The sequence below is a fragment of the Streptomyces endocoffeicus genome (assembly GCF_016741935.1).
GTDB classification, from domain to species: domain Bacteria; phylum Actinomycetota; class Actinomycetes; order Streptomycetales; family Streptomycetaceae; genus Streptomyces; species Streptomyces endocoffeicus.
Genome location: NZ_JAERRG010000028.1, coordinates 50,025 through 72,006, shown reverse-complemented (window position 1 = coordinate 72,006; position 21,982 = coordinate 50,025). Strand labels below are relative to the sequence as shown.

General features: G+C 72.0%; 20 protein-coding genes. 11 read left to right on the top strand and 9 right to left on the bottom strand.

The annotated features are described in order from the left end of the window. Nucleotides 1-12: 12 nt before the first annotated feature. On the bottom strand, nt 13-1,545 hold the full coding sequence (locus JK364_RS43270; protein WP_201856934.1) for a leucyl aminopeptidase: 1,533 nt from the start codon (nt 1,543-1,545) through the stop codon (nt 13-15). Nucleotides 1,546-2,027: 482 nt separating this feature from the next. Here JK364_RS43270 and JK364_RS43265 point away from each other — a divergent pair, with 482 nt between their 5' ends. After that, nucleotides 2,028-2,756 carry an adenosylcobinamide-GDP ribazoletransferase gene (locus JK364_RS43265; RefSeq protein WP_372462069.1) on the top strand — a complete coding sequence of 243 codons (729 nt, stop codon included), beginning with the start codon at nt 2,028-2,030 and terminating at the stop codon, nt 2,754-2,756. A gap of 274 nt (nt 2,757-3,030) precedes the next feature. On the opposite strand, the gene cobT is transcribed toward JK364_RS43265, so the two are convergent. Continuing rightward, entirely contained in the window at nt 3,031-4,080 is a 1,050-nt protein-coding gene (gene cobT / locus JK364_RS43260) for a nicotinate-nucleotide--dimethylbenzimidazole phosphoribosyltransferase (RefSeq protein WP_201856932.1), read from the bottom strand. Between the two features lie 612 nt (nt 4,081-4,692). Further along, on the bottom strand, nt 4,693-5,892 hold the full coding sequence (locus JK364_RS43255; RefSeq protein ID WP_201856931.1) for a bifunctional adenosylcobinamide kinase/adenosylcobinamide-phosphate guanylyltransferase: 1,200 nt from the start codon (nt 5,890-5,892) through the stop codon (nt 4,693-4,695). A gap of 140 nt (nt 5,893-6,032) precedes the next feature. Here JK364_RS43255 and JK364_RS43250 point away from each other — a divergent pair, with 140 nt between their 5' ends. After that, entirely contained in the window at nt 6,033-6,236 is a 204-nt protein-coding gene (locus JK364_RS43250) for a hypothetical protein (protein ID WP_020871990.1), read from the top strand. Between the two features lie 88 nt (nt 6,237-6,324). Here JK364_RS43250 and JK364_RS43245 read toward each other — a convergent pair whose 3' ends face one another. Both JK364_RS43245 and JK364_RS43240 read right to left on the bottom strand, forming a co-directional pair. Beyond that, nucleotides 6,325-7,059 (bottom strand): class I SAM-dependent methyltransferase, encoded by a 735-nt coding sequence (locus tag JK364_RS43245; RefSeq protein ID WP_201856974.1) that lies wholly within the window; start codon nt 7,057-7,059, stop codon nt 6,325-6,327. A 59-nt stretch (nt 7,060-7,118) separates the two neighbouring features. Continuing rightward, on the bottom strand, nt 7,119-7,715 hold the full coding sequence (locus JK364_RS43240; protein WP_201856930.1) for a DUF3043 domain-containing protein: 597 nt from the start codon (nt 7,713-7,715) through the stop codon (nt 7,119-7,121). A 249-nt stretch (nt 7,716-7,964) separates the two neighbouring features. On the opposite strand from JK364_RS43240, the gene JK364_RS43235 reads away from it, so the two are divergent. From JK364_RS43235 to JK364_RS43220, 4 genes are all read left to right on the top strand, one after another. Next, entirely contained in the window at nt 7,965-8,753 is a 789-nt protein-coding gene (locus JK364_RS43235) for a PspA/IM30 family protein (protein WP_201856929.1), read from the top strand. 40 nt (nt 8,754-8,793) lie between these two features. Beyond that, nucleotides 8,794-9,072, top strand: a complete 279-nt coding sequence (gene pspAA / locus JK364_RS43230; protein ID WP_201856928.1) for a PspA-associated protein PspAA — start codon at nt 8,794-8,796, stop codon at nt 9,070-9,072. A 109-nt stretch (nt 9,073-9,181) separates the two neighbouring features. Next, entirely contained in the window at nt 9,182-10,474 is a 1,293-nt protein-coding gene (locus JK364_RS43225) for a sensor histidine kinase (protein ID WP_201856927.1), read from the top strand. Then, nucleotides 10,471-11,148: a response regulator transcription factor gene (locus tag JK364_RS43220; RefSeq protein WP_201856926.1), complete on the top strand. Its 678-nt coding sequence runs from the start codon at nt 10,471-10,473 to the stop codon at nt 11,146-11,148. The genes JK364_RS43225 and JK364_RS43220 overlap by 4 nt, the downstream gene beginning before the upstream one ends. A gap of 576 nt (nt 11,149-11,724) precedes the next feature. Here the strand turns inward: JK364_RS43220 and nadA are convergent. Next, nucleotides 11,725-12,912 carry a quinolinate synthase NadA gene (nadA, locus tag JK364_RS43215; protein ID WP_504942635.1) on the bottom strand — a complete coding sequence of 396 codons (1,188 nt, stop codon included), beginning with the start codon at nt 12,910-12,912 and terminating at the stop codon, nt 11,725-11,727. A gap of 228 nt (nt 12,913-13,140) precedes the next feature. On the opposite strand from nadA, the gene JK364_RS43210 reads away from it, so the two are divergent. After that, the gene (locus JK364_RS43210) at nt 13,141-13,494 is read left to right on the top strand and encodes a HesB/IscA family protein (protein ID WP_020871998.1); all 354 of its coding nucleotides are present in this window, start codon (nt 13,141-13,143) and stop codon (nt 13,492-13,494) included. 102 nt (nt 13,495-13,596) lie between these two features. Here JK364_RS43210 and JK364_RS43205 read toward each other — a convergent pair whose 3' ends face one another. After that, complete coding sequence (locus tag JK364_RS43205; RefSeq protein ID WP_201856924.1) at nt 13,597-15,102, bottom strand: hypothetical protein; 1,506 nt, start codon at nt 15,100-15,102, stop codon at nt 13,597-13,599. A 91-nt stretch (nt 15,103-15,193) separates the two neighbouring features. Then, on the bottom strand, nt 15,194-15,421 hold the full coding sequence (locus JK364_RS43200; protein ID WP_020872000.1) for a hypothetical protein: 228 nt from the start codon (nt 15,419-15,421) through the stop codon (nt 15,194-15,196). Nucleotides 15,422-15,592: 171 nt separating this feature from the next. On the opposite strand from JK364_RS43200, the gene JK364_RS43195 reads away from it, so the two are divergent. Further along, nucleotides 15,593-16,567 carry a carbohydrate kinase family protein gene (locus JK364_RS43195; protein ID WP_201856923.1) on the top strand — a complete coding sequence of 325 codons (975 nt, stop codon included), beginning with the start codon at nt 15,593-15,595 and terminating at the stop codon, nt 16,565-16,567. 236 nt (nt 16,568-16,803) lie between these two features. Here the strand turns inward: JK364_RS43195 and JK364_RS43190 are convergent, their stop codons facing one another. Then, nucleotides 16,804-18,213 carry a cysteine desulfurase/sulfurtransferase TusA family protein gene (locus JK364_RS43190; RefSeq protein ID WP_201856922.1) on the bottom strand — a complete coding sequence of 470 codons (1,410 nt, stop codon included), beginning with the start codon at nt 18,211-18,213 and terminating at the stop codon, nt 16,804-16,806. 590 nt (nt 18,214-18,803) lie between these two features. Here JK364_RS43190 and ctaC point away from each other — a divergent pair. The 3 genes from ctaC to JK364_RS43175 are packed head-to-tail and all read left to right on the top strand — an operon-like array spanning nt 18,804 to nt 21,897. Further along, nucleotides 18,804-19,766 carry an aa3-type cytochrome oxidase subunit II gene (gene ctaC, locus JK364_RS43185; RefSeq protein ID WP_046087305.1) on the top strand — a complete coding sequence of 321 codons (963 nt, stop codon included), beginning with the start codon at nt 18,804-18,806 and terminating at the stop codon, nt 19,764-19,766. Then, entirely contained in the window at nt 19,763-21,502 is a 1,740-nt protein-coding gene (gene ctaD, locus JK364_RS43180) for an aa3-type cytochrome oxidase subunit I (protein WP_201856921.1), read from the top strand. Before ctaC ends, ctaD begins: the two co-directional genes overlap by 4 nt. Next, nucleotides 21,499-21,897 carry a cytochrome c oxidase subunit 4 gene (locus JK364_RS43175; protein ID WP_201856920.1) on the top strand — a complete coding sequence of 133 codons (399 nt, stop codon included), beginning with the start codon at nt 21,499-21,501 and terminating at the stop codon, nt 21,895-21,897. The genes ctaD and JK364_RS43175 overlap by 4 nt, the downstream gene beginning before the upstream one ends. Nucleotides 21,898-21,982: the final 85 nt, after the last annotated feature.

Here is a 21,982-nt window from a genome sequence, read left to right as displayed (position 1 = left end):
GCGGCGGGTGTCTCAGCCGAGGTCGCCGTCGGCGGTGCGCTCGGCCAGCCGCACCAGGGTGCGGACCGCGGCGCCCGTGCCGCCCTTGGGGGTGTAGCCGAACGGACCGGACTCGTTGAAGGCCGGACCCGCGATGTCCAGGTGGCCCCAGGTGATCCCGTCCGCCACGAACTCCTTCAGGAAGATGCCGGCCACCAGACCGCCACCCATGCGCTCGCCCATGTTCGCCAGATCGGCGACCGGCGAGTCGATGCCCTTGCGGAGGTGGTCGGGCAGCGGCATCGGCCAGGACGGCTCACCGACCTCGCCCGCGACCTCGTGGAGCGTGGTGCGGAACGCCTCGTCGTTCGTCATGATCCCGAACGTGCGGTTGCCCAGTGCGAGGACCATCGCACCGGTCAGCGTCGCCACGTCCACGATCGCGTCCGGCTTCTCCTCACCGGCGCGGGTGATCGCGTCGGCGAGCACCAGCCGGCCCTCGGCGTCGGTGTTCAGCACCTCGACGGTCTTGCCGCCGTACATCGACAGCACATCGCCGGGGCGGGTGGCCGAACCCGACGGCATGTTCTCGGCGAGCGCCAGCCAGCCGGTCAGATTGACCCGCAGGCCCAGCTTGGCGGCGGTGACGACCGCGGCGAACACGGCGGCGGCACCGCTCATGTCGCACTTCATCGTCTCGTTGTGACCGGCCGGCTTGAGGGAGATGCCGCCCGAGTCGTAGGTGATGCCCTTGCCCACCAGGGCGAGCGTCTTCTCGGCCTTGGGGTGGGTGTACGCGATCCGGACCAGCCGCGGCGGGGCCTCCGAGCCCTGGCCGACGCCGAGGATGCCGCCGTACCCGCCCTTCTTGAGCGCCTTCTCGTCCAGCACCTCGGTCTTGAGGCCGTGCTCCTTCGCGGCCGCGACCGCCTCGGCCGCGAAGACGGCCGGGTTGAGCAGGTTGGACGGGGTGTTGATCAGGTCACGGGCGCGGTTGACCTCCGCGACGAGGGCGGTGGCGCGCTCCACGGCCGCCTTGTACGCCTTGTCGCGCGGCTTGCCGCCGACGAGGGCGACCTCGGCGAGCGGCCCGTTGTTCTTCTTGTTCTTGTCCTTGGCGTTGCCGCCGTTGCCGTTGCTCTTGTCGTACGTGTACGCGCCGAGCAGCGCGCCCTCGGCCACGGCGGTGGCGTCGGCCAGGTCCTCGATCGGCAGCGCGAACGCGCCCTTCTTCGAACCGGACAGCGCGCGGGCGGCCGCCCCCGCGGCCCGGCGCAGCGTCTCGGCGTCATAGCCGTCGCCCTTGGCCGGGACCTCGCCCAGCCCGACCGCCAGCACGACCGGGGCCTTGAGGCCGGACGCGGCGGGCAGTTTGGTCACCTCGCCCTCGGCGCCGGTCGCGCCGAGCGTCTCCAGAACGGCGGCCAGCTTCCCGCCGAACGCCTTGTCCACGGCCTCGGCGCCGACAGCGACGACGGGGCCCTTGGCCCCCTTCGCCACACCGACGACGACGGCGTCCGCGCGCAGTGCCGCGGCGGACGAGGTGCTGAGAGTCAGAGCAGTCACAGTGGTCGGGTCCCTCTTCCGGTAGTTCGTCGGCCGTCATGGATTGGTAGGCCGCGCCCCTCCGCATCGTATGCCTAGGCCCCATTTGGGCTCGGTTCTCCCCCGGCTACCGCCGGGAGGTGCCCGCGACCGGAAGTGCCAAGCACCGGGCGTGCCTTGGCACTCAGGGCTCAACAGGGGCGCGCCCTGGGGCTTACCCGCTACGGGTGACCGGGATAGCCTTCCGCGCGATGGACACCACGCCGGAGCCGCCGCAGCCGCGATCGCAGCCGTCCGCACGCCCGCGGGAGGCCGAGCCCGAGCCCAAGCCCGAGCGGCCGGAGAGCTCCGAGCCCTCTGAGTCCTCCGAGCCTCCTGAGGGTGCGGAGCAGCAGCCCGAGCGGCCGGAGCATCCGCCGCGGCCCGACTACGACCCGCCGCCCGCCCATGCTCCGCGTGCCCCCTGGAGCGACGGGGTCCGCTTCGCGTTCGGCACGCTCACCGTGCTGCCCGTACGGGGCACCCGGTGGGACCGGGAGGCGGCGCACGCGGGGATGCTGTGCGCTCCGCTGGCCGGGCTGGCCGTGGGGCTGTGCGCGGCCGCGGTGGGCGGGGTGTTGCTGTTCCTGGGCGGCGGTCCGCTGCTCGCGGCCGTGGCCACCGCCGCGATACCCGCCGTACTGACCCGCGGCCTCCATCTCGACGGGCTCGCCGACACCGCGGACGGGCTCGGCAGCGGCAAGCCCGCCGAGGACGCGCTGCGCATCATGAAGCGGTCGGACATCGGGCCGTTCGGCGTGATCACGCTGCTGTTCGTCCTGTTCGGGCAGGTGGCGGCCCTGGCCGAGCTCTACGGGGAGGACTGGGCGCACGGCGCGGTCGGGGCGGCCGTGGCCGGCGTCACCGCGCGCTGCGCCCTGACGCTCGCGGCCCGCGTGGGGGTTCCGGCGGCGCGCCCGGAGGGGCTGGGCGCGGCGGTCGCGGGCAGCGTGCCGTGGCGTTCCGCCGGTGTCGTGGCGGCGGTGACGGTGGTGGGCTGCGCGGCGGTGGCCGTTCCGTTCGGCCCGTACGCCGTTGTCGGTCACGCCTTCGCCGCACTGGCCGCTCTGGCGGCCGCCGAACTCCTCCTGCACCACTGCCACCGCCGTCTCGGCGGGGTGACCGGCGATGTCTTCGGCGCGCTGGCCGAAACGGCCGCCACGACCGCCCTGGTGGTCCTGACCTTCGGCTGAGAGGTGTCCGGCGGGTCGGTCGTGGCGCCTGCGGCGGGCCACGCGGCGGAGCCGCATATCGATGCCTCCCCCTCCCCGCCCCTTCCCACAACTGGGGCTCCGCCCCAGCTCCCACTCCTCAAACGCCGGAGGGGCTGGAAGGCAGGGGCTTCGCCCCTGGACCCCGGGGTCTGGGGCGGAGCCCCCACGCGGCGGAGCCGCATTTCGTCAGGTGTCGGGAAGGGGCGGGGAGGGGAGTGGCCCGCCGCAGGCGCCAAGATCCGCCGGACACCCCCTAGCCGTCGCGCTCCGGGAGTTCCGCGTGCAGGGCCGCGGCCGCCTGCACGAGCGGCAGGGCGAGGAGCGCGCCCGTGCCCTCGCCGACCGTGACACCGTGGTCGAGCAGCGGGGTGAGGGCGATGCGGTCGAGGGCCTTCTCCTGGCCCGGTTCGCCGCTGGCCTGACCGGCCAGCCACCAGTCCGGGGCGCGGAACGCCACCCGCTGGGCGACCAGCGCGCAGGCCGCCGAGACGACGCCGTCGAGGATCACGGGGGTGTGCCGTACGGCGCTCTGCAGCAGGAAGCCGGTGATCGCGGCGAGGTCGGCACCGCCGACGGTGGCCAGCAGCTGGAGCTGATCGCCGAGCACGGGGCGGGCGCGGCGCAGCCCGTCGCGGATGGCGGCGCACTTGCGCATCCAGGCGAGGTCGTCGATGGCGGCCCCGCCGCGGCCGGTGACCACGGACGCGTCCGTACCGCACAGCGCGGCGATGAGCGTGGCCGCGGCAGTGGTGCCGCCGACGCTGAGGTCGCCGAGGACGAGGAGGTCCGTGCCGGAGTCGGCCTCCTCGTCGGCGATGGCCATCCCGGTGCGGAAGGCCCGCTCGGCCTCGTCCAGGGTGAGCGCGTCCTCGACGTCGATCCGGCCGGACCCGCGGCGTACCCGGTGGCGGGTGACGTCTTCGGGGAGGTCCTCGGGGTCGCAGTCCAGGGCCATGTCGATGACCCGGACGGGCGTGCCGAGACGGGCGGCGAGGATGGCGGCCGGGCTCTCGCCGTCGAGCACGGCGCGGACCAGACGGTGGGCGCTCCCGGCGGGGCGGGCGGAGACGCCGAGTTCGGAGACGCCGTGGTCGCCCGCGAAGAGGACGACGCGGGGCTGCTCGATGGGCTTGACCGGCACCCGCTGCTGAGCGGCGGCCAGCCACTCGCCCAGTTCGTCCAGCCGCCCGAGCGCACCCGGCGGCAACGCGAGCCGCTCGCGGCGCTCCTCGGCGTCACGCCGGATGCCCCCGTCGGGGCGCTCGATCAGGTCGACGAAGTCATCGAGATTGAGAGCACTCACCTGGCGAACCCTACCCGGCGCCCCGGGAACCGGTACGGCGTCCGTCCGTTGAGCCCGGCGCGGGCCGCGCGCAGGCCCCGCGCGGGCACGGGTCGGGGCCAGCGCGGGCACGGGTCGGGGCCTGTGTCGGCCTACTCGGCTCGGCTGCCCGCGCCGCCGTCTCGCGCCTTCGGCGCAATTGAGCAGCGGGGCAGGGGGTGGGGGCGCGGGCCGCGTCGCCGGGCGCCGGGCCGGTGGGGCGCGGGGACCGTGGCGGCTCGGGCCTACGGGGGCTGGGCCCGTTGCCGGACTGCCGGGGGTCGGGGCACCCCCTTCGAAAACGTTTGACAAATTAGTTGCGCCAGATCAAGTGTTTTCGAGAGGGGTACCCGGAGGGGCCGCCCCGGGACCACCGGCCCGCAGTCCGGAGGGACCTCGGCCCCCGGGCCACGGAGGCCGCCACCGGCGCCCACTCCCGCCGTCCCGTCGCCCGGCGGCGGCGCCGCGCCCCCCACCCCCTGCCCCGCTGCTCAATTGCGCCGAAGGCGCGAGACGAAAGCCGCACCCAACCGAGCCGAGCAGCCACGCACCCTCAGCCCCCACACCCCCCAGCCCCTGGCCCCCGGCCCAAGATCAGCCGCGTAGCGGCAAGGGCTGACCCGCCACCACCAACAGCACCTGCTCGCACTCCTCGGCGAACGCCGCGTTCAGACGGCCCAGTTCGTCGCGGAAGCGGCGCCCGGAGGCGGTCGCGGGGACGACGCCCGCGCCGACCTCGTTGCTCACCGCGACGACCGTACGGGCCGTGGCGCGGACCGCCGCGACGAGGGCGGAGACCCGTTCGTGGAGGGCGCGTTCACCGCCGTGCGCCCACTTCTCGTCGTCCCAGGCGCTCACGGAGTCCATCGCGTCGGTGAGCCACAGCGCCAGGCAGTCGATGAGCAGCGGTGGGCCGTCCTCGGCGAGCAGCGGGGGCAGGTCGCAGGTCTCGGTGGTGCGCCAGGAGCCGGGGCGGCGGTCGCGGTGGGCGGCGACGCGGGCGGCCCACTCGGAGTCGCCCTCGCGGGTGCCGCCCGTCGCGACGTACAGGACGTCGGGGAACGCGGCCAGCCGCCGTTCCGCCTCGAGGGACTTGCCGGACCGGGCGCCGCCCAGCACCAGCGTGCGGCGCGGCAGGTCCGGCACCGCGTGGTACTCGCCGACGATCAGCGTCTGCCCGTCCGGCACCGCCCGCGCGCCCGCCGTGGCGAGGCGCCGGTGCAGCTCCCGGCCGGGCGGGGTGGTGTGGTCGAGATGGACCGCCAGGACGTCGGTGGTGGCGCCCACGGCGCCCGAGGAGCGCAGGGCGGCCAGCGCGTCGGGGCGGCCCGGCACGTCGAGCAGCACCATGTCGTACGGCTCGGCCGGGTCCGGGAGCCCGGCGGCGGCCGCGCCCGGCGGGAGGTACAGCAGCCGGGTGCTGTCGGGCCCGGTGACCTCGTAGCCGGTACCGGGGGAGTCCAGCGCGACCGCCCGCACCCGATGGCCGCTGATCAGGGACAGCGCGCGGCCGTCCGGCACCCGCCCCGGCGCCGGCAGCCCGGCCGGGAACTCGACGGCCGGACCCGCGTGCGGATGGGAGAGCAGCACCTGGCGGACGCCCACCAGGGAGTACCCGGCCCGCGCGGCGGCGAAGGCGGCCCCCGGGGTGAGATCGATCAGCAGCGCGCCGTCGATCAGCAGCGAGGTCGCGGCCCGTGCCTCCTCGCCGACGGCGGCGGCACAGGCGGCGCAGGGGCAGCCGTGGCGCGGCAGCCCGTCGGGGGCCCCGGTGCCCAGAAGAGTGAGTTCCACGCCCCGATCGTCTCGCGTCCGTTCCCACGGGTCGCGCGGGGCCACCCCGTACGGAGTGATCAGTCACCTAGGCTGCGGGCAGACATCAGCTGTGGACCGCCGGGTATGACCTGTGGGCCGGCGGGATGGAGGAGGCTGGAATGGCGTGGACATGGCGGTTCGAGAAGTCCGACGGGGCGGAGACGAAGCCCGCGGTGCAGCCGGAGGAGTTCCCGACCCAGGGGGACGCGGAGTCATGGATCGGTGAGGAGTGGCGGGAGCTCCTCGAGGGAGGCGCGGAGCAGGTGACGCTCTTCGAGGACGGGAAGAAGATCTACGGCCCGATGAGCCTGCGCGCCGAATAAGCAAATAAGCAAATAAGCAAACCCGCACGCCGAATGGGCAAAAGCGCGGGGTGGCGGTCCTGACCGCCACCCCATCCCGCGGCCCGGATCAGCCGCGTACCCCGCACAGATGCAGCAGCGCCGCCACCGCCCGGTAGGGATCCGTGCGGCCGGCCCGCTCCTCGGCCGTCAGCAGCCGCTCCCACTCCGGGGAGCCCGGCGGCTCCGCGTCGTCCGGGGCGAGGTCGGTGAAGACCCGCACGCCGTACCAGGCGCGCAGGGGCGCGCCGATCGCGGTGAGGGTGCCGGCAAGCTCCTCGCGCCGGTCGGCGCGCACCGGCAGCCCGATCCGGTTGGTGTACGAGGGGGAGTCGAAGGCGGCCAGCGCGGTGTCGAAGTCCCCGGCCAGCCCCGGCCGCATCGCCAGCGCGTCACCGTTGCGCACCAGCAGCGAGAGCAGACCGCCGGGGGCCAGCACCCGGGCCAGCCCGGCGAGCAGCGGATCCGGTTCGGGCACGTACATCAGCACGCCGTGGCACAGCACCACATCGAAGGTTCCCGGCAGGAAGTGTGCCCCGGTCTCCCGGCCGTCGCCCTCGAGCAGCCGCACCCGTCTTCGGATGCCCTCGGGCTCGCCGGCGAGCGCGGCGCGGGCCGCCTCCAGCATGGTGGCGTCGGACTCCAGCCCGGTCACCTCATGGCCCGCGCGGGCCAGCCGCAGGGCCTGGGTGCCCTGGCCGACGCCCACGTCGAGCATCCGCAGCCGCTGCCCCACCGGGAAGCGCGCGGTGATCTGCTCATCGAGCTGGTGGGCGACCAGCGCCTGCCGGACGGTGTTCCGCAGGCCCCCTAGGTGACTCAGCCAGCCGGCCGCCCCGCCGGTGAAGCCGGAGGGTGGGCCGCTCAGGGCCGCTCTCCGCGCTTGACCTGCGGCTTGGGCAGCCGCAGTCGGCGCATCTGGAGGGTACGCATCAGGGCGTACGCCACCGCGCCGCGCAGATTCTCGTCGGGGAAGCGCTTGCGCAGCTGCCGCTTGAGCTGGACGCCGAGGACGAGGGAGTTGACCACGATGAGGACGATGACCACCATCCACACCAGCAGCACATAGCTCTGCATGGCCCCGGCCCGGACCATGCTCAGGACCAGGATGACCACCGCGAGCGGCAGGAAGTACTCGGCGACGGAGAACCGCGAGTCCACGTAGTCACGGGCGAACCGCCGCACCGGACCCTTGTCGCGGGCCGGCAGATACCGCTCGTCACCTCCGGCCAGCGCCTGGCGCTGCTTGGCCAGATCGGCGCGGCGGGCCTCGCGAGCACGCTTGGAGGCGTCCTTACGGTTGGCCGGCGTCTTCGCCAGGCTGCGGCGCTGCGTCTGGGCCTCGCTCCGCTTGGGAGTGGGGCGGCCCTTGGGCGCCTGCGGGTCACGGGTCTGCTGCGGCTGGTCCGCGGTCACCTTGGCGGTAGCGGCCTGCTCATCCTTGGAACGGCTTCGGAACACAAAGCCCAAGGGTACGGGTTGCGGGGTGTGTGCCCCAGCCTCTGGGGGAACGATCAGGCAACGGAGTCCCGCCCTAATCGGGACACAGGGGGCGCACTCCTCCTTGCGCCGGAGGCTCCCACCGTCTGATCGTCCTGCAGGAGGAGCGCGAGCGGGCTCGAACAGTGCGGTAATGGAAGCAGGGCCCGTAGGCTGGGTCTGTTGGAGTGCCGGAGTCACACGTCCGTCAGAAGGGGGCGCGCGAGGCCCATGAGCGGTGTCATGAAGCGTATGGGGATGATCTTCCGCGCGAAAGCCAACAAGGCCCTGGACCGGGCCGAGGACCCGCGCGAAACCCTTGACTACTCGTACCAGAAGCAGCTGGAGCTGCTCCAGAAGGTGCGCCGCGGTGTCGCCGACGTGGCGACCTCGCGCAAGCGCCTGGAGCTTCAGCTCAACCAGCTGCAGGGCCAGTCCACCAAGCTGGAGGACCAGGGCCGTAAGGCGCTCGCGCTCGGCCGGGAGGACCTGGCCCGTGAGGCGCTGTCCCGCCGCGCCGCGCTGCAGCAGCAGGTCACCGACCTGGAGACGCAGCACCAGACACTCCAGGGCGAGGAGGAGAAGCTGACCCTGGCCGCCCAGCGGCTGCAGGCCAAGGTCGACGCCTTCCGTACGCGCAAGGAGACCATCAAGGCCACCTACACCGCGGCCCAGGCCCAGACCCGCATCGGCGAGGCGTTCTCCGGCATCTCCGAGGAGATGGGCGACGTCGGCATGGCGATCCAGCGCGCCGAGGACAAGACGGCGCAGCTCCAGGCGCGCGCGGGCGCGATCGACGAGCTGCTGGCCTCCGGCGCCCTGGACGACCAGTCCGGTATGGCCACCAAGGACGACATCGCGGCCGAGCTCGACCGGATCTCCGGCGGTACGGACGTGGAGCTGGAGCTTCAGCGGATGAAGGCCGAGCTGGCCGGCGGCAGCCCGCAGCAGGCGATCGAGGGCGGCAAGACGGACGAGTCCCAGCAGTCCCGGACCCAGCACAAGTTCGACAAGCAGTAGCCCGCGCCCCCGCCTGGGCGAGGTCTCCAAGGAGGTCGTCATGATCGTACGGATCATGGGGGAGGGCCAGATGCGGGTGGCCGAGAGCCATCTGCCCGGACTGAACAGGCTGGACGACGAGCTGCTCACGGAGATCGAGGGCGGCGATCACGAGGGCTTCCGGAGGACCCTGGGCGCGCTGCTGGACGCGGTGCGCTCGGCCGGTGAGCCCCTGCCCCACGACGCGCTCCAGCCGTCCGAGCTGATCCTCCCCGCCGCCGACGCGACCCTCGAGGAAGTCAAGGCGATGCTCAAGGACGACGGCCTCATCCCGGGCTAGCGCGGCGCGCTCCCGGATCCACACTCCAGCACTGAGCACAGGTCGTACCTCCCTTCACCGGCCGGGTACGGGCCGCCCGGAAGCCGGGCGGCCCCCCGCGGCTCTTACCTTGGATTCCGTGACTCCCCTCGCCGTCGGGCCGGGCCTGGCCCGTCCGCACCGCTGGCTGTGCGCCCACCCCCGTGCCCTGGACACCCTGGTGGCGCTGGGGGTCCTCGCGCTGATCCTGATCGGCGCGGTGGCCGGCCCGCGCATGCGCCACCAGTCGCTGGGCGCCTTCTTCGTACTGCTGGCCGTGCTCGCCGCCGCCTCACTGGTGCTCCGCCGCGATCTGCCCCGCGGGGTGCTCGCCTTCAATGTCGCCCTCACTCTCGCCGAGCTCGTCACCAATGACGTGGGCCCGCCGCGCACCTCGATCGTGTTCGGGGTCGTGGTGGCGCTCTACACCGTGGCGGCCAGCACCGACCGCCCCACCACCTGGCGGGTCGGCGCCGCCACGGCCGTGCTGCTGACCGGCGCCGGAATGCTCTTCGCGCTCAACCCCTGGTACTCACAGGAGAACTGGGGCCTCTTCGCCTGGACCGGGCTGGCCGCGGCCGCCGGTGACGCGGTGCGCAGCCGGCGGGCCTATATCGCCGCCATCGAGGAGCGGGCGGTACGCGCCGAGCGCACCCGCGAGGAGGAGGCGCGCCGCCGGGTCGCCGAGGAGCGGCTGCGGATCGCCCGTGAGCTGCACGATGTCGTGGCGCATCACATCGCGCTGGTCAACGTCCAGGCCGGGGTCGCCTCCCATGTCATGGACAACCGCCCGGACCAGGCCAAGGAGGCGCTCGCGCACGTACGGCAGGCGAGCCGCTCGGCGCTGGAGGAGCTGCGCGCCACGGTCGGCCTGCTGCGGCAGTACGGCGACCCCGCCGCCCCCACCGAACCGGCCCCCGGCCTCGCCGTCCTGGACCAGCTCGTGGACGGCTTCGTACGGGCCGGGATGCGGGCCCGGGTCCGGGCGGAGCCACCGGAGAAGCTGGGTCCGCTGCCGGGCTCGGTGGACCTCACGGCCTACCGCGTGGTCCAGGAGGCGCTGACCAATGTGCACAAGCACGCCGGGCCCGGGGCCACGGCCGAGATCCGCATCGCCCGGCTCGCGGACGCCCTGGAGGTCACGGTCGAGGACGACGGGGCGGGGACGCGGACCGAGGGCCCCGAGAAGGCGCCGGACGGCGCGGACGGGGCCGGGGAACCCCGGGCGGACGGGACGGAGCCAGGCGGCGGACACGGCCTGCTGGGGATGCGCGAGCGGGTGGCCGCGCTGCGCGGCAGCTGCGAGGTGGGACCCTTGCCCGAGGGCGGCTTCCGGGTGCGGGTGAGACTTCCTCTGCAGCCGCGTAGGGGAGGGGACTCATGACGATCAGGGTGCTGCTGGCGGACGATCAGGCGCTGCTGCGCAGCGCGTTCCGCGTCCTGGTGGACTCCGAGCCGGACATGGAGGTGGTGGGGGAGGCGTCCGACGGCGCGGAGGCGGTGGAGATCGCCCGCGCCCGGGGTGCCGACGTCGTCCTGATGGACATCCGGATGCCCGGTACGGACGGGCTGGCCGCCACCCGCATGATCACCGGGGACCCGCAGCTCAAGGACGTACGGGTGGTCATGCTGACGACCTTCGAGGTGGACGAGTACGTGGTGGACTCGCTGCGGGCGGGCGCCAGCGGCTTCCTCGGCAAGGGCGCCGAACCCGATGAGCTGCTCGCGGCGATCCGTATCGCGGCGGCGGGCGAGGCGCTGCTGTCCCCGGCCGCCACCAAGGGGCTGATCGCCCGCTTCCTGGCCCAGGGCGACGGGAGCGGCGGCGAGGCCGCCTATGACTCCTCACGGCTGGACGCTCTGACCGTGCGCGAGCGCGAGGTCCTGGTCCAGGTGGGCGGCGGGCTGTCCAACGACGAGATCGCCGCCCGGCTGGAGGTCAGCCCGCTCACGGTCAAGACGCATGTCAACCGGGCGATGGCCAAGCTGAGCGCCCGCGACCGCGCGCAGCTGGTGGTGATCGCCTACGAGACGGGTCTGGTCCGCGCGGGCGCGTAGGCCTGCCCGCCGGACCTTGGCGCCTGCGGCGGGCTGCTCCCCTCCCCGCCCCTCCCCGAAACTGGGGCTCCGCCCCAGCCCCCAGGTCCGGGGCTCCGCCCCGGGCCCCGGTCCGGGGCTCTGCCCCGGGCCTCGGACGGGGGCTCTGCCCCGGGCCTCGGACGGGGGCTCTGCCCCGGGCCTCGGACGGGGGCTCTGCCCCGGGCCTCGGACGGGGGCTCTGCCCCGGGCCTCGGACGGGGGCTCCGCCCCGGGCCTCGGACGGGGGCTCCGCCCCGGGCCTCGGACGGGGGCTCCGCCCCGGGCCCCGGACGGGGGCTCCGCCCCGGGCCCCGGACGGGGGCTCTGCCCCAGGCCTCGGTCCCGGGTTCCGCCCCAGGCCCCCGGACGGGGGCTCCGCCCCAGGTCCCGGTCCCGGGCTCCGTCCCAGACTCCGAAACTGGGGCTCCGCCCCAGACTCCGGGGTCTGGGGCGGAGCCCCAGTTGTGGGAAGGGGCGGGGAGGGGAAGGCAGCCCGCCGCAGGCGCCACGATCGTGCGCCCCGCCCCGCCCCGCCCCATCGCCGAGCAACGCTGCCTACGGCAGCATGAGCATCCGCTCCAGCGCCAGCTTGGCGAAGTGCTCGGTCTCCTCGTCGACCTGGATGCGGTTGACCACCTTGCCGGCCACCAGCGACTCCAGCGCCCACACCAGATGCGGCAGATCGATCCGGTTCATGGTCGAGCAGAAGCAGACCGTCTTGTCGAGGAAGACGATCTCCTTGCCCTGGTCGGCGAAGCGATTGGCCAGGCGCCGTACGAGGTTCAGCTCCGTGCCGATCGCCCACTTCGATCCGGCGGGGGCGGCATCCAGGGCCTTGATGATGTACTCGGTCGAGCCCACGTAGTCAGCGGCCGTCACGACCTCGTGCTTGCACTCGGGATGCACCAGCACGTTCACGCCCGGTATGCGCTCGCGCACATCGTTGACCGAGTCCAGTGAGAAGCGGCCGTGCACCGAGCAGTGGCCGCGCCACAGGATCATCGTGGCGGCGCGCAGCTGCTCGGGGGTGAGCCCGCCGTTCGGCTTGTGCGGGTTGTAGACGACGCAGTCCTCCAGCGACATGCCCATGTCGCGGACCGCCGTATTGCGCCCCAGGTGCTGATCGGGCAGGAACAGCACCTTCTGGCCCTGCTGGAACGCCCACTCCAGCGCCCGCTGGGCATTGGAGGAGGTGCAGATCGTGCCGCCGTGGCGACCGGTGAACGCCTTGATGTCGGCGGAGGAGTTCATGTACGAGACGGGCACCGTCGCATCCGCCACACCGGCCTCGGTGAGAACCTCCCAGCACTCGGCCACCTGCTCGGCCGTGGCCATGTCGGCCATCGAGCAGCCGGCCGCCAGATCGGGGAGGACGACCTGCTGGGCGTCGCCGGTGAGGATGTCGGCGGACTCGGCCATGAAGTGCACACCGCAGAAGACGATGTACTCGGCGTCCGGCCGCGCGGCCGCGTCCCGGGCGAGCTTGAAGGAGTCTCCGGTGACGTCCGCGAACTCGATGACCTCGTCGCGCTGGTAGTGGTGGCCGAGCACGAAGACCTTGTCCCCGAGCTTCTCCTTGGCCGCGCGGGCGCGTGCCACCAGGTCCGGGTCGGAGGGCGCCGGGAGGTCTCCCGGGCACTCCACGCCGCGCTCGCTCCGGGGGTCGGCCTCCCGGCCGAGAAGCAGCAGAGCGAGCGGGGTCGGCTGCACGTCGAGGGGCTGGGCGGTGGTCACGTCACGCACCCTTCTTTCTTCGCTGGGAACCCTAATCGTCAGAATGACGCTATCTATCATAGCTCCTTCACGTCACGTTGACGAGAGGCATTGTGTCGATGTGACGCATTCCGGTGTGTCCGCCCGTATGCGAGCATGAAGGGCAACAGGAGATAGGCGCTTGGGCCCGGAATGAATCCGGGACGCCGTTGGTTTGTGCCAACGGCAAGCAGTCCGTACGACCCGGGAGAGAAGCAGATGACCGTTCAGGACGAGACCACCGCGAGCGAGGGCATCATCCTGTCCGACGCCGCCGCGTCGAAGGTCAAGAGCCTGCTGGAGCAGGAGGGCCGCGACGACCTCGCGCTGCGCGTCGCCGTCCAGCCCGGCGGCTGCTCCGGCCTGCGCTACCAGCTCTTCTTCGACGAGCGTTCGCTCGACGGCGACGTCGTCAAGGACTTCGGCGGCGTGAAGGTCGTGACCGACCGCATGAGCGCCCCGTACCTGGGCGGTGCCTCGATCGACTTCGTCGACACCATCGAGAAGCAGGGCTTCACCATCGACAACCCGAACGCCACGGGCTCCTGCGCCTGCGGCGACTCCTTCAGCTGAGCCCCCGGGCGCGGCGGAGTAGACAGCGCGACGGAAGGGGGCGGGCCCACTGGGCCCGCCCCCTTCCGGCTGTCCTGAGTCCGGCTGTCCTGAGCCGTTCGCTCACTTCCGCAGCGGCACCGTCTCACCGGTGGACCCGTCCACGACCTTCCGGCCGTCCAGCGGCTCCTTGAGCGTCACCTTCTGCTCCAGCTGCTTGGCGATGAGGATGCAGGCCCGCCCCGGATGCTTCGGCTTGCTCTTGAGGTCCAGCGTCACCTTGTCGGAGGTCTCCTTCGCGGAGACCGAGTAGGTGTTGCAGACCCCGCCCCAGAAGCGCAGTGTCAGGGTCTTGCCCTCCACGCTGTACGAGGTGAGGTGATCCGGCTTGGAGGTGCCGTCCCCCTTGCCGGGCGAGGGGGAGTGGCCCGGCTCCTTCGCCTTCTTGATGAACTCCGGCTTCACCGCGGGGTAGGGGAGGGTGACCGCCACCCGGTTGGTCCCGGTCGGCTTGGTCTCGAAGATCCACGACGGCACCAGCGCCCGCCGGCCGTCCACCATGTGCGAGGCGAGGCCGAACGTCACCTTGCGCACGCTCACCTTGCCGGAGGGGCCGTCGCTCCTGCCCGACGTCGAGTTCAGCCGCTGCAGCGCCTGGTCCGCGCCGAGCACCGGATAGGTGTCGTCCTCCTTGGGCTTCGACAGCGTCCCGCTGCCGCCGACCAGCTGGCCGTCGGCGCCGACCTGCAGATTGGTGCCCCAGCCGTAGGTGGGCAGATCGCCCACCTTCGGGTCCGCGTTCACCATCCGCACGGCGCCGTAGAGGCCGCTCGCGTCCAGCTTGGCGTCCGACAGCCCGAGCGCCTTGAGCACCGGCTCGGCGGCGCTCTGGGCCTTCTCCTCGGAGACGGCCTTGTCGCGGCCCTCGGCGGCGCCGTTGTCGCCGCGCTTGTCGCCGTCGCGGTAGGTGGGGCAGCTCTGGTCGGTCTTGTTGGGCTTGTCCGCCCCGTCGCCCTTGTCGGTCCGCGTGGTCTGCGGCGCCTTCTTCCCGTCCGGGTGGACGCAGGACGTGTCGCCCGGCGCCCCGTAGCGGGAGTACGACCAGCTGCCCGGCCCGGTCCGGCTCACCCGCAGCGTCGGGCCGCCGGCGTCCGGGGTGCCGCCCACCTTCCAGTACCCGTGGTCGGCGCGGGGGCTGCCGGAGACGTCCAGGGCCTTCGCCAGCCGCGCCACATCGGCCTTGGCGACCTTCGGGTCGGTCAGATACACCGGGGCCTCGTCGGGCCCGTCCGGCAGCTTGCCCGTCACCACATAGCGGCCGCCGTGCGGGTCGGGCTCACCGGGCGCGATGCCCTCGTTCCCGCCCCGCTTTCCGCCCGGGTCTCCGCCCGGGTCTCCGCCCGGGGAGGCGTAGGCGTCCAATGCGAGGGGTTTCGGCGATCCGTCCTCGCCCGACGCGCCCGGACCCCGGGTGCCGCCGTCCGCCGCGGTGGAGGCCCAGTAGGCGCCGCCACCACCGGCGACCAGCACCGCGGCCGCCACCGAAACGACGGCCAGCGGCGAGCGCCGGCGCGCACGGGAAGTGTCGTCGTCGGGGGTCTGCGGGGTGTCGGTGTCCTCGGTGCTCACCGTTTCGCTCCTTCGGCTCCGCTCACGTTCTACGGTCCCATCCCTCGCGAGGAGATGCCGATGAGACGGAGCCGGGGCGCGGCCGGTTCCTTCAATCGCCGTAATCGGACATGCCGGCCAGCAGATCGGCCGATGTGGCGGGCACCGTGATCCCCCGGATGCGGGAGGCGGCGACCGGGGAAACGGGCCTGGTGGGAGCGGCCGATACGGTGACCGTCCAGTGCGGCGCCATCCGCGCACCGTCGCCGCGCAGCTCCTCCAGATATTCGGGCTCGATGGCCCCGGTGGCGGGAAAAGCGGGGGTGAGGTGCTGGGGCATGATGCCTCCCGGTCCTTGGGTGTCGCCGACGCGTCCCCCGTATCCACGCACCGTATTCAGCGGGTGTCGGTGAAAAAAGACCTACTATTGGGTAGTTTCTTCCGTTCGTATGGGCCGGGCCGAGCAGATAGCGTGAAGCGTCCGATCTCTCTGCCCCGCAGGAGCGACTCAGTGCGTATCGCCGTAACCGGCTCCATCGCCACCGACCATCTGATGTCTTTCCCCGGCCGTTTCGCCGATCAGCTGGTCGCCGATCAGCTGCATACGGTCTCCCTCTCCTTCCTGGTCGACACCCTCGACGTCCGCCGCGGCGGAGTCGGTCCCAACATCTGTTTCGGCATGGGCGTGCTGGGTCTGCGCCCGATCCTGGTCGGCGCGGCCGGCGAGGACTTCGCCGATTACCGGGCCTGGCTGGACCGGCACGGTGTGGACACCGCGTCCGTCCATATCTCCGAGGTCCAGCACACCGCGCGCTTCGTGTGCACCACCGACGCCGACCACAACCAGATCGCGTCCTTCTACACCGGTGCCATGAGCGAGGCCCGCCAGATCGAGCTCCAGCCGGTCGCGGAGCGCGTCGGCGGCCTTGACCTGGTGCTGATCAGCGCGGACGACCCGGAGGCCATGGTCCGCCACACCGAGGAGTGCCGCTCGCGCGGCATCGCCTTCGCCGCCGACCCCTCCCAGCAGCTCGCCCGCATGGAGGGGGAGGACATCCGGATGCTGATCGGCGGCGCGGAGTACCTCTTCACCAATGAGTACGAGGCCGCGCTGATCGAGACCAAGACCGGCTGGACCGCGGACCAGATCCTCGCCAAGGTCGGCACCCGCGTCACCACGCTCGGCGCCCAGGGCGTGCGGATCGACCGCGAGGGCGAGGAGCCCGTGGTCGTCGGCTGCCCGGAGGAGGAGCAGAAGGCCGACCCGACCGGCGTCGGCGACGCCTTCCGCGCGGGCTTCCTCTCCGGTCTGTCCTGGAACCTCTCGCTGGAGCGGGCCGCCCAGGTGGGCTGCATGCTGGCGACGCTGGTCATCGAGACGGTCGGCACGCAGGAGTACGAGCTGCGCCGCGGCCACTTCATGGAGCGCCTGGCCAAGGCGTACGGCCATGACGCGGCGGGCGAGATCGCGGCCCACCTCCCCTGAACCCGCGGGGCGCCCAGGGGGCCGATGGCCCCCTGGGCCCCACCGGCCTCCCGGCGGAGCGGTTGCGCCCCGAAGGGGCGCGGGGAACTGCGCGACCGGCCACGGCGGCGCCGCAGACGATCGACGGCAGGTCAGGGCACGTCCAGTGGAGCTATGCGGCTCCGCCGCGTGGGCGCGACCAGCCACGATGGCGCCGCAGACGATCGACGGCAGGTCAGGGCCCTTCCAGCGGAGCGCTAGGCGCGGCGGCGCACTCGGTACGCCACGCCCCGCTCGGCCGGGCGCTCACCCTCGTACGTCTGGCCGCGCATCTCGCACCAGGCCGGAATGTCCAGCCGGGCCGCCTCGTCGTCGGACAGGACCGTCACCACCCCGCCCACCGGCACCTCGCCGATCACCTTGGCCAGCTCGATCACCGGGATCGGGCACCGCTTGCCCAGTGAGTCGACCACCAGCTCATCAGGTTCGGGCTCGGGCTCGGGGGCCGGGTCGGCGGCCTCGGCCGGTTTCGGTGCGCCCAGGCGCTCCCGTACGCCCGCCACCACCCCCGGCAGCGCCTCCAGGAACCGGTCCACGTCCGCCTCGGCCGTACCGCGCGGAAGCGAGACCCGCACATTGCCCTCGGACAGCACTCCCATGGCCCGCAGCACATGGCTCGGGGTCAGCGTGGAGGAGGTGCAGGAGGAGCCGGACGAGACCGAGAACTCCGCGCGGTCCAGCTCATGGAGGAGCGCCTCTCCGTCGACATAGAGACAGGAGAAGGTCACCAGATGCGGCAGCCGCCGCTCCGGATCGCCGACCACCTCGACATCCGGCACCAGCTCCGGCACCCGCGCCCGGATCCGCTCCACCAGCCCCCGCAGCCGCTCCGCCTCGGCGGCGGCCTCCGCCCGGACGGCCCGCAGCGAGGCGGCCGCGGCGACGATGGCGGGGAGGTTCTCGAACCCGGGGGAGCGGCCCGACTCCCGCTCGTCGGCGGGCTGAACCGTACGGAAGCGCACCCCCTTGCGCACCGCGAGCAGCCCCACCCCCGCAGGACCGCCCCATTTATGGGCACTTGCGGTCAGAAGCGACCAATTGCCCTCCACGGGGCCCCAGCCGAGCGACTGCGCCGCGTCCACCAGCAGCGGTACGTCCGCCGCCGCGCACTCCTCGGCGGCCTCGGCCACCGGCTGCAGGGTGCCGACCTCATGGTTGGCGGACTGCAGACAGGCCAGCGCCACCCCGCCCGGGGCGTCCCGCAGGGCCGCCGCGTACGCACCCGGCGCGACCCGTCCCGTACGGTCCACCGGGACCTCGGTGACCGTGCCGCCGTCCGCCTCGTGCGCGGCCGCCGCGTGCAGTACCGAGGAGTGCTCCACGGCGGAGACGATCAGATGGCGACCGGCGCGCCGCCGTCCCGCGAGCGCCCCCGCGATGCCGTCGTGCACCGCGCGGGTCCCCGAAGGAGTGAAGACGAGCTCGTCCGGGCGGCACTCCACGGCCTCGGCGGCGGCCTCCCGCGCGGCGTCCAGCAGTAGCCGGGCCCGCCGCCCCTCCCGGTAGAGACGTGAGGGGTCGGCCCACCCCTCGTCGAGCGCGGCGAGGAGCGCCTGCCGGGCGACGGGGTGCAGAGGAGCGGACGAGGCCGCGTCGAAGTAGGGCACGTAAGGAACGCTAAGCGTTCCGCTGGGAGTGGCGCGAGGTGCGGTTGTTCATCCGCGGCCGCGTCGTGGCTGGTCGCCCACGCGGCGGAGCCGCACATCGACACAGCCGCGGCGGAGCCGCACATCGACACAGCCCCGCGCCCCTTCGGGGCGCAACCGAACCGCGCCCTCAGCGAGGCTGCTCAGTCGCCGCGACCGGTGAACGGACGGGCACGGCCCCGCCTAGGATCGCACCGGGACCGGAGCCGGGTGCGGGCCGCCCCCGGAACCGGTTCGCACCGGCACCGGAACCAGGTTCACACCGGCACCGGAACCAGGTTCGCACCTGCCCGGAACCGGGCCCCGACCGGGGTCGGAACCCGGGCCGGAACCCGGGCCGCGCCCGGCCGGAAAAGGCCGCCGGAGCCCGGGATTCCACCCCTTCGTGGAGCGCCCCGGCGCGTTGGGCACCCTCCCCGCGCGACCCCAAATGGCGTCCAGTAGGGTTTGGTCCGCATAAACATCCAAACCCCTGCCCGCACCGGGCCGGCGACCGACCAGACAGACGGCCGCGGCTGACCGCGCGGGCGAGACTCTCGGGAAGGCGCTACGTGAGTCCCAACGGCTCCGACCGCTCGTCGCGGCGCCCGGTGCGGCGGAAGCTGCTGCAGGCGCTGGCCGCGGGCTTGGTCCTGGCGACCGCCACCGGTTGCACATCCAAGGACTTCCCCCGCCTCGGAATGCCTACCCCCGTCACGGAGGAGGCGCCGCGGATCCTCTCCCTGTGGCAGGGCTCGTGGGCGGCGGCGCTCGCCACGGGCGTCCTGGTCTGGGGCCTGATCATCTGGGCGGTCATCTTCCACCGTCGCAGCAGGACCAAGATCGAGGTTCCCGCGCAGACCCGGTACAACATGCCGATCGAGGCGCTGTACACCGTGGTCCCGATCATCATCGTCTCGGTGTTGTTCTACTTCACCGCACGCGATGAGAACGCGCTCCTCAAGACCTCCAAGAAGCCCGACCACGTAGTCAACGTGGTGGGCTATCAGTGGAGTTGGGGCTTCAACTACATGGAGAACGTGGACGGGTCCACCGCCACGCCCAAGCAGGAAGCCAAGGAGATCTCCGCGATCCCCCAGCGCATGCTGAACGCGGTCCCCAAGGGCGCCGAGGGCGTCTACGAGGCGGGCACCCCCGGTGAGCGGAACCCGCAGACCGGCAACCCGGGTCCGACCCTGTGGCTGCCGAAGGGCGAGTCGGTCCAGTTCATCCTGACGTCCCGCGATGTCATCCACTCGTTCTGGGTGGTCCCCTTCCTGATGAAGATGGACGTCATCCCGGGGCACACCAACCGCTTCGAGGTCACTCCGAACCGCGAGGGCACCTTCAAGGGCAAGTGCGCCGAGCTGTGCGGCGTCGACCACTCCCGGATGCTCTTCAACGTCAAGGTGGTGTCGCCGGAGCGTTACCAGCAGCACCTCAAGGAGCTGGCGAAGAAGGGCCAGACCGGCTACATCCCGGCGGGCATTGAGCAGACGGACGCCGCCAAGAACGCGGAGACCAGGACATCGTGAGCATCCTCAACGAACCCCAGGGTGCCGGCACCACCGCCTCGCAGGAGCGGGAAGCGCCGGTACGTCGGAAGCAGCCGGGCAATGTCGTCGTCAAGTGGCTGACCACCACGGACCACAAGACGATCGGCACGCTCTACCTCGTCACGTCGTTCGCGTTCTTCTGCATCGGCGGCCTGATGGCGCTCTTCATGCGCGCCGAGCTGGCCCGTCCGGGTACGCAGATCATGTCGAACGAGCAGTTCAACCAGGCGTTCACCATGCATGGCACGATCATGCTGCTGATGTTCGCCACCCCGCTGTTCGCGGGCTTCACGAACTGGATCATGCCGCTGCAGATCGGTGCGCCCGATGTGGCGTTCCCGCGGCTGAACATGTTCGCGTACTGGCTGTACCTCTTCGGTTCGCTGATCGCGGTGGGCGGGTTCCTGACCCCGCAGGGCGCGGCCGACTTCGGCTGGTTCGCCTACTCCCCGCTGTCGGACGCGGTCCGTTCGCCGGGTATCGGCGCGGACATGTGGATCATGGGTCTGGCCCTCTCCGGCTTCGGCACGATCCTCGGTGCGGTCAACTTCATCACCACGATCATCTGCATGCGCGCTCCCGGCATGACCATGTTCCGCATGCCGATCTTCACCTGGAACGTGCTGCTGACCGCGGTGCTGGTCCTGCTCGCCTTCCCGGTGCTGGCCGCCGCGCTGTTCGCCCTGGAGGCGGACCGAAAATTCGGGGCGCATGTCTTCGACGCGGCCAATGGCGGAGCGTTGCTCTGGCAACACCTCTTCTGGTTCTTCGGCCATCCAGAGGTGTACATCATCGCGCTGCCGTTCTTCGGCATCATTTCCGAGGTCATTCCGGTCTTCTCCCGGAAGCCGATGTTCGGTTACATCTCCCTGATCGCCGCGACCATTTCGATCGCCGGTCTCTCGGTGACGGTGTGGGCCCACCACATGTATGTCACCGGCGGAGTGCTACTGCCGTTCTTCTCGTTCATGACGTTCCTCATCGCGGTCCCGACCGGTATCAAGTTCTTCAACTGGATCGGCACGATGTGGAAGGGGTCGCTGAGCTTCGAGACCCCGATGCTATGGGCGGTCGGCTTCCTGATCACCTTCACCTTCGGTGGTCTGACCGGTGTGATCCTGGCGTCGCCGCCGATGGACTTCCACGTCTCCGACTCGTACTTCGTGGTGGCCCACTTCCACTACGTGGTCTTCGGCACCGTGGTCTTCGCGATGTTCGCCGGATTCCACTTCTGGTGGCCGAAGATGACCGGCAAGATGCTGGACGAACGGCTCGGCAAGATCACCTTCTGGACGCTGTTCGTGGGCTTCCACGGCACGTTCCTGGTGCAGCACTGGCTGGGCGCCGAGGGCATGCCCCGCCGGTACGCCGACTACCTGGCGGCCGACGGCATCACCACGCTGAACACCATCTCGACCATCAGTTCCTTCCTGCTGGGCCTGTCGATCCTGCCGTTCCTCTACAACGTCTGGAAGACCGCCAAGTACGGCAAGAAGGTCGAGGTCGACGACCCCTGGGGCTACGGCCGTTCGCTGGAGTGGGCGACCTCCTGCCCGCCCCCGCGGCACAACTTCCTCACCCTGCCGCGGATCCGTTCCGAATCCCCGGCGTTCGACCTGCACCACCCGGAGATCGCGGCGCTCGACCAGCTCGAGAACCACGGTGCGCCTGACGATGACAAGGCCCTCGCGGGTGGTAAGGAGGCCGGCAAGTGAAGGTCCAAGGCCGGATGTTCATCTGGCTGGCCGTCTTCATCCTCGTCATGGCGATCGTCTATGGCGTGTGGTCGAAGGAGCCGGCCGGCACCACGGCGCTCTTCCTGGCCTTCGGGCTGAGCATCATGATCGGCTACTACCTGGCCTTCACGGCTCGCCGGGTGGATGTCGGTGCGCAGGACAACAAGGACGCGGATGTCGCGGACGACGCCGGCGAGCTGGGATTCTTCTCCCCGCACAGCTGGCAGCCGCTCTCCCTCGGCGTCGGCGGTGCCATGGCGTTCCTGGGCGTGATCTTCGGCTGGTGGCTGCTCTTCTTCTCGGCCCCGATCATCATGATCGGCCTCTTCGGCTGGGTCTTCGAGTACTACCGCGGCGAGAACGCCAACCAGTAGCCCTGACCGGCTGATACGAGCGGGGTCCGGACACCTCCCCAGGTGTCCGGACCCCGCTCGTACGTCGTGGGCCCGCACGGCCCCG

Excerpts from the sequence above, each read along its gene's own strand:
- JK364_RS43250 (WP_020871990.1), top strand. The coding sequence starts at position 6,033 with ATGGCGTGGACATGGCGGTTCGAGAAGTCCGACGGGGCGGAGACGAAG.
- JK364_RS43235 (WP_201856929.1), top strand. The coding sequence starts at position 7,965 with ATGAGCGGTGTCATGAAGCGTATGGGGATGATCTTCCGCGCGAAAGCC.
- pspAA (WP_201856928.1), top strand. The coding sequence starts at position 8,794 with ATGATCGTACGGATCATGGGGGAGGGCCAGATGCGGGTGGCCGAGAGC.
- JK364_RS43220 (WP_201856926.1), top strand. The coding sequence starts at position 10,471 with ATGACGATCAGGGTGCTGCTGGCGGACGATCAGGCGCTGCTGCGCAGC.
- JK364_RS43210 (WP_020871998.1), top strand. The coding sequence starts at position 13,141 with ATGACCGTTCAGGACGAGACCACCGCGAGCGAGGGCATCATCCTGTCC.
- JK364_RS43200 (WP_020872000.1), bottom strand. The coding sequence starts at position 15,421 with ATGCCCCAGCACCTCACCCCCGCTTTTCCCGCCACCGGGGCCATCGAG.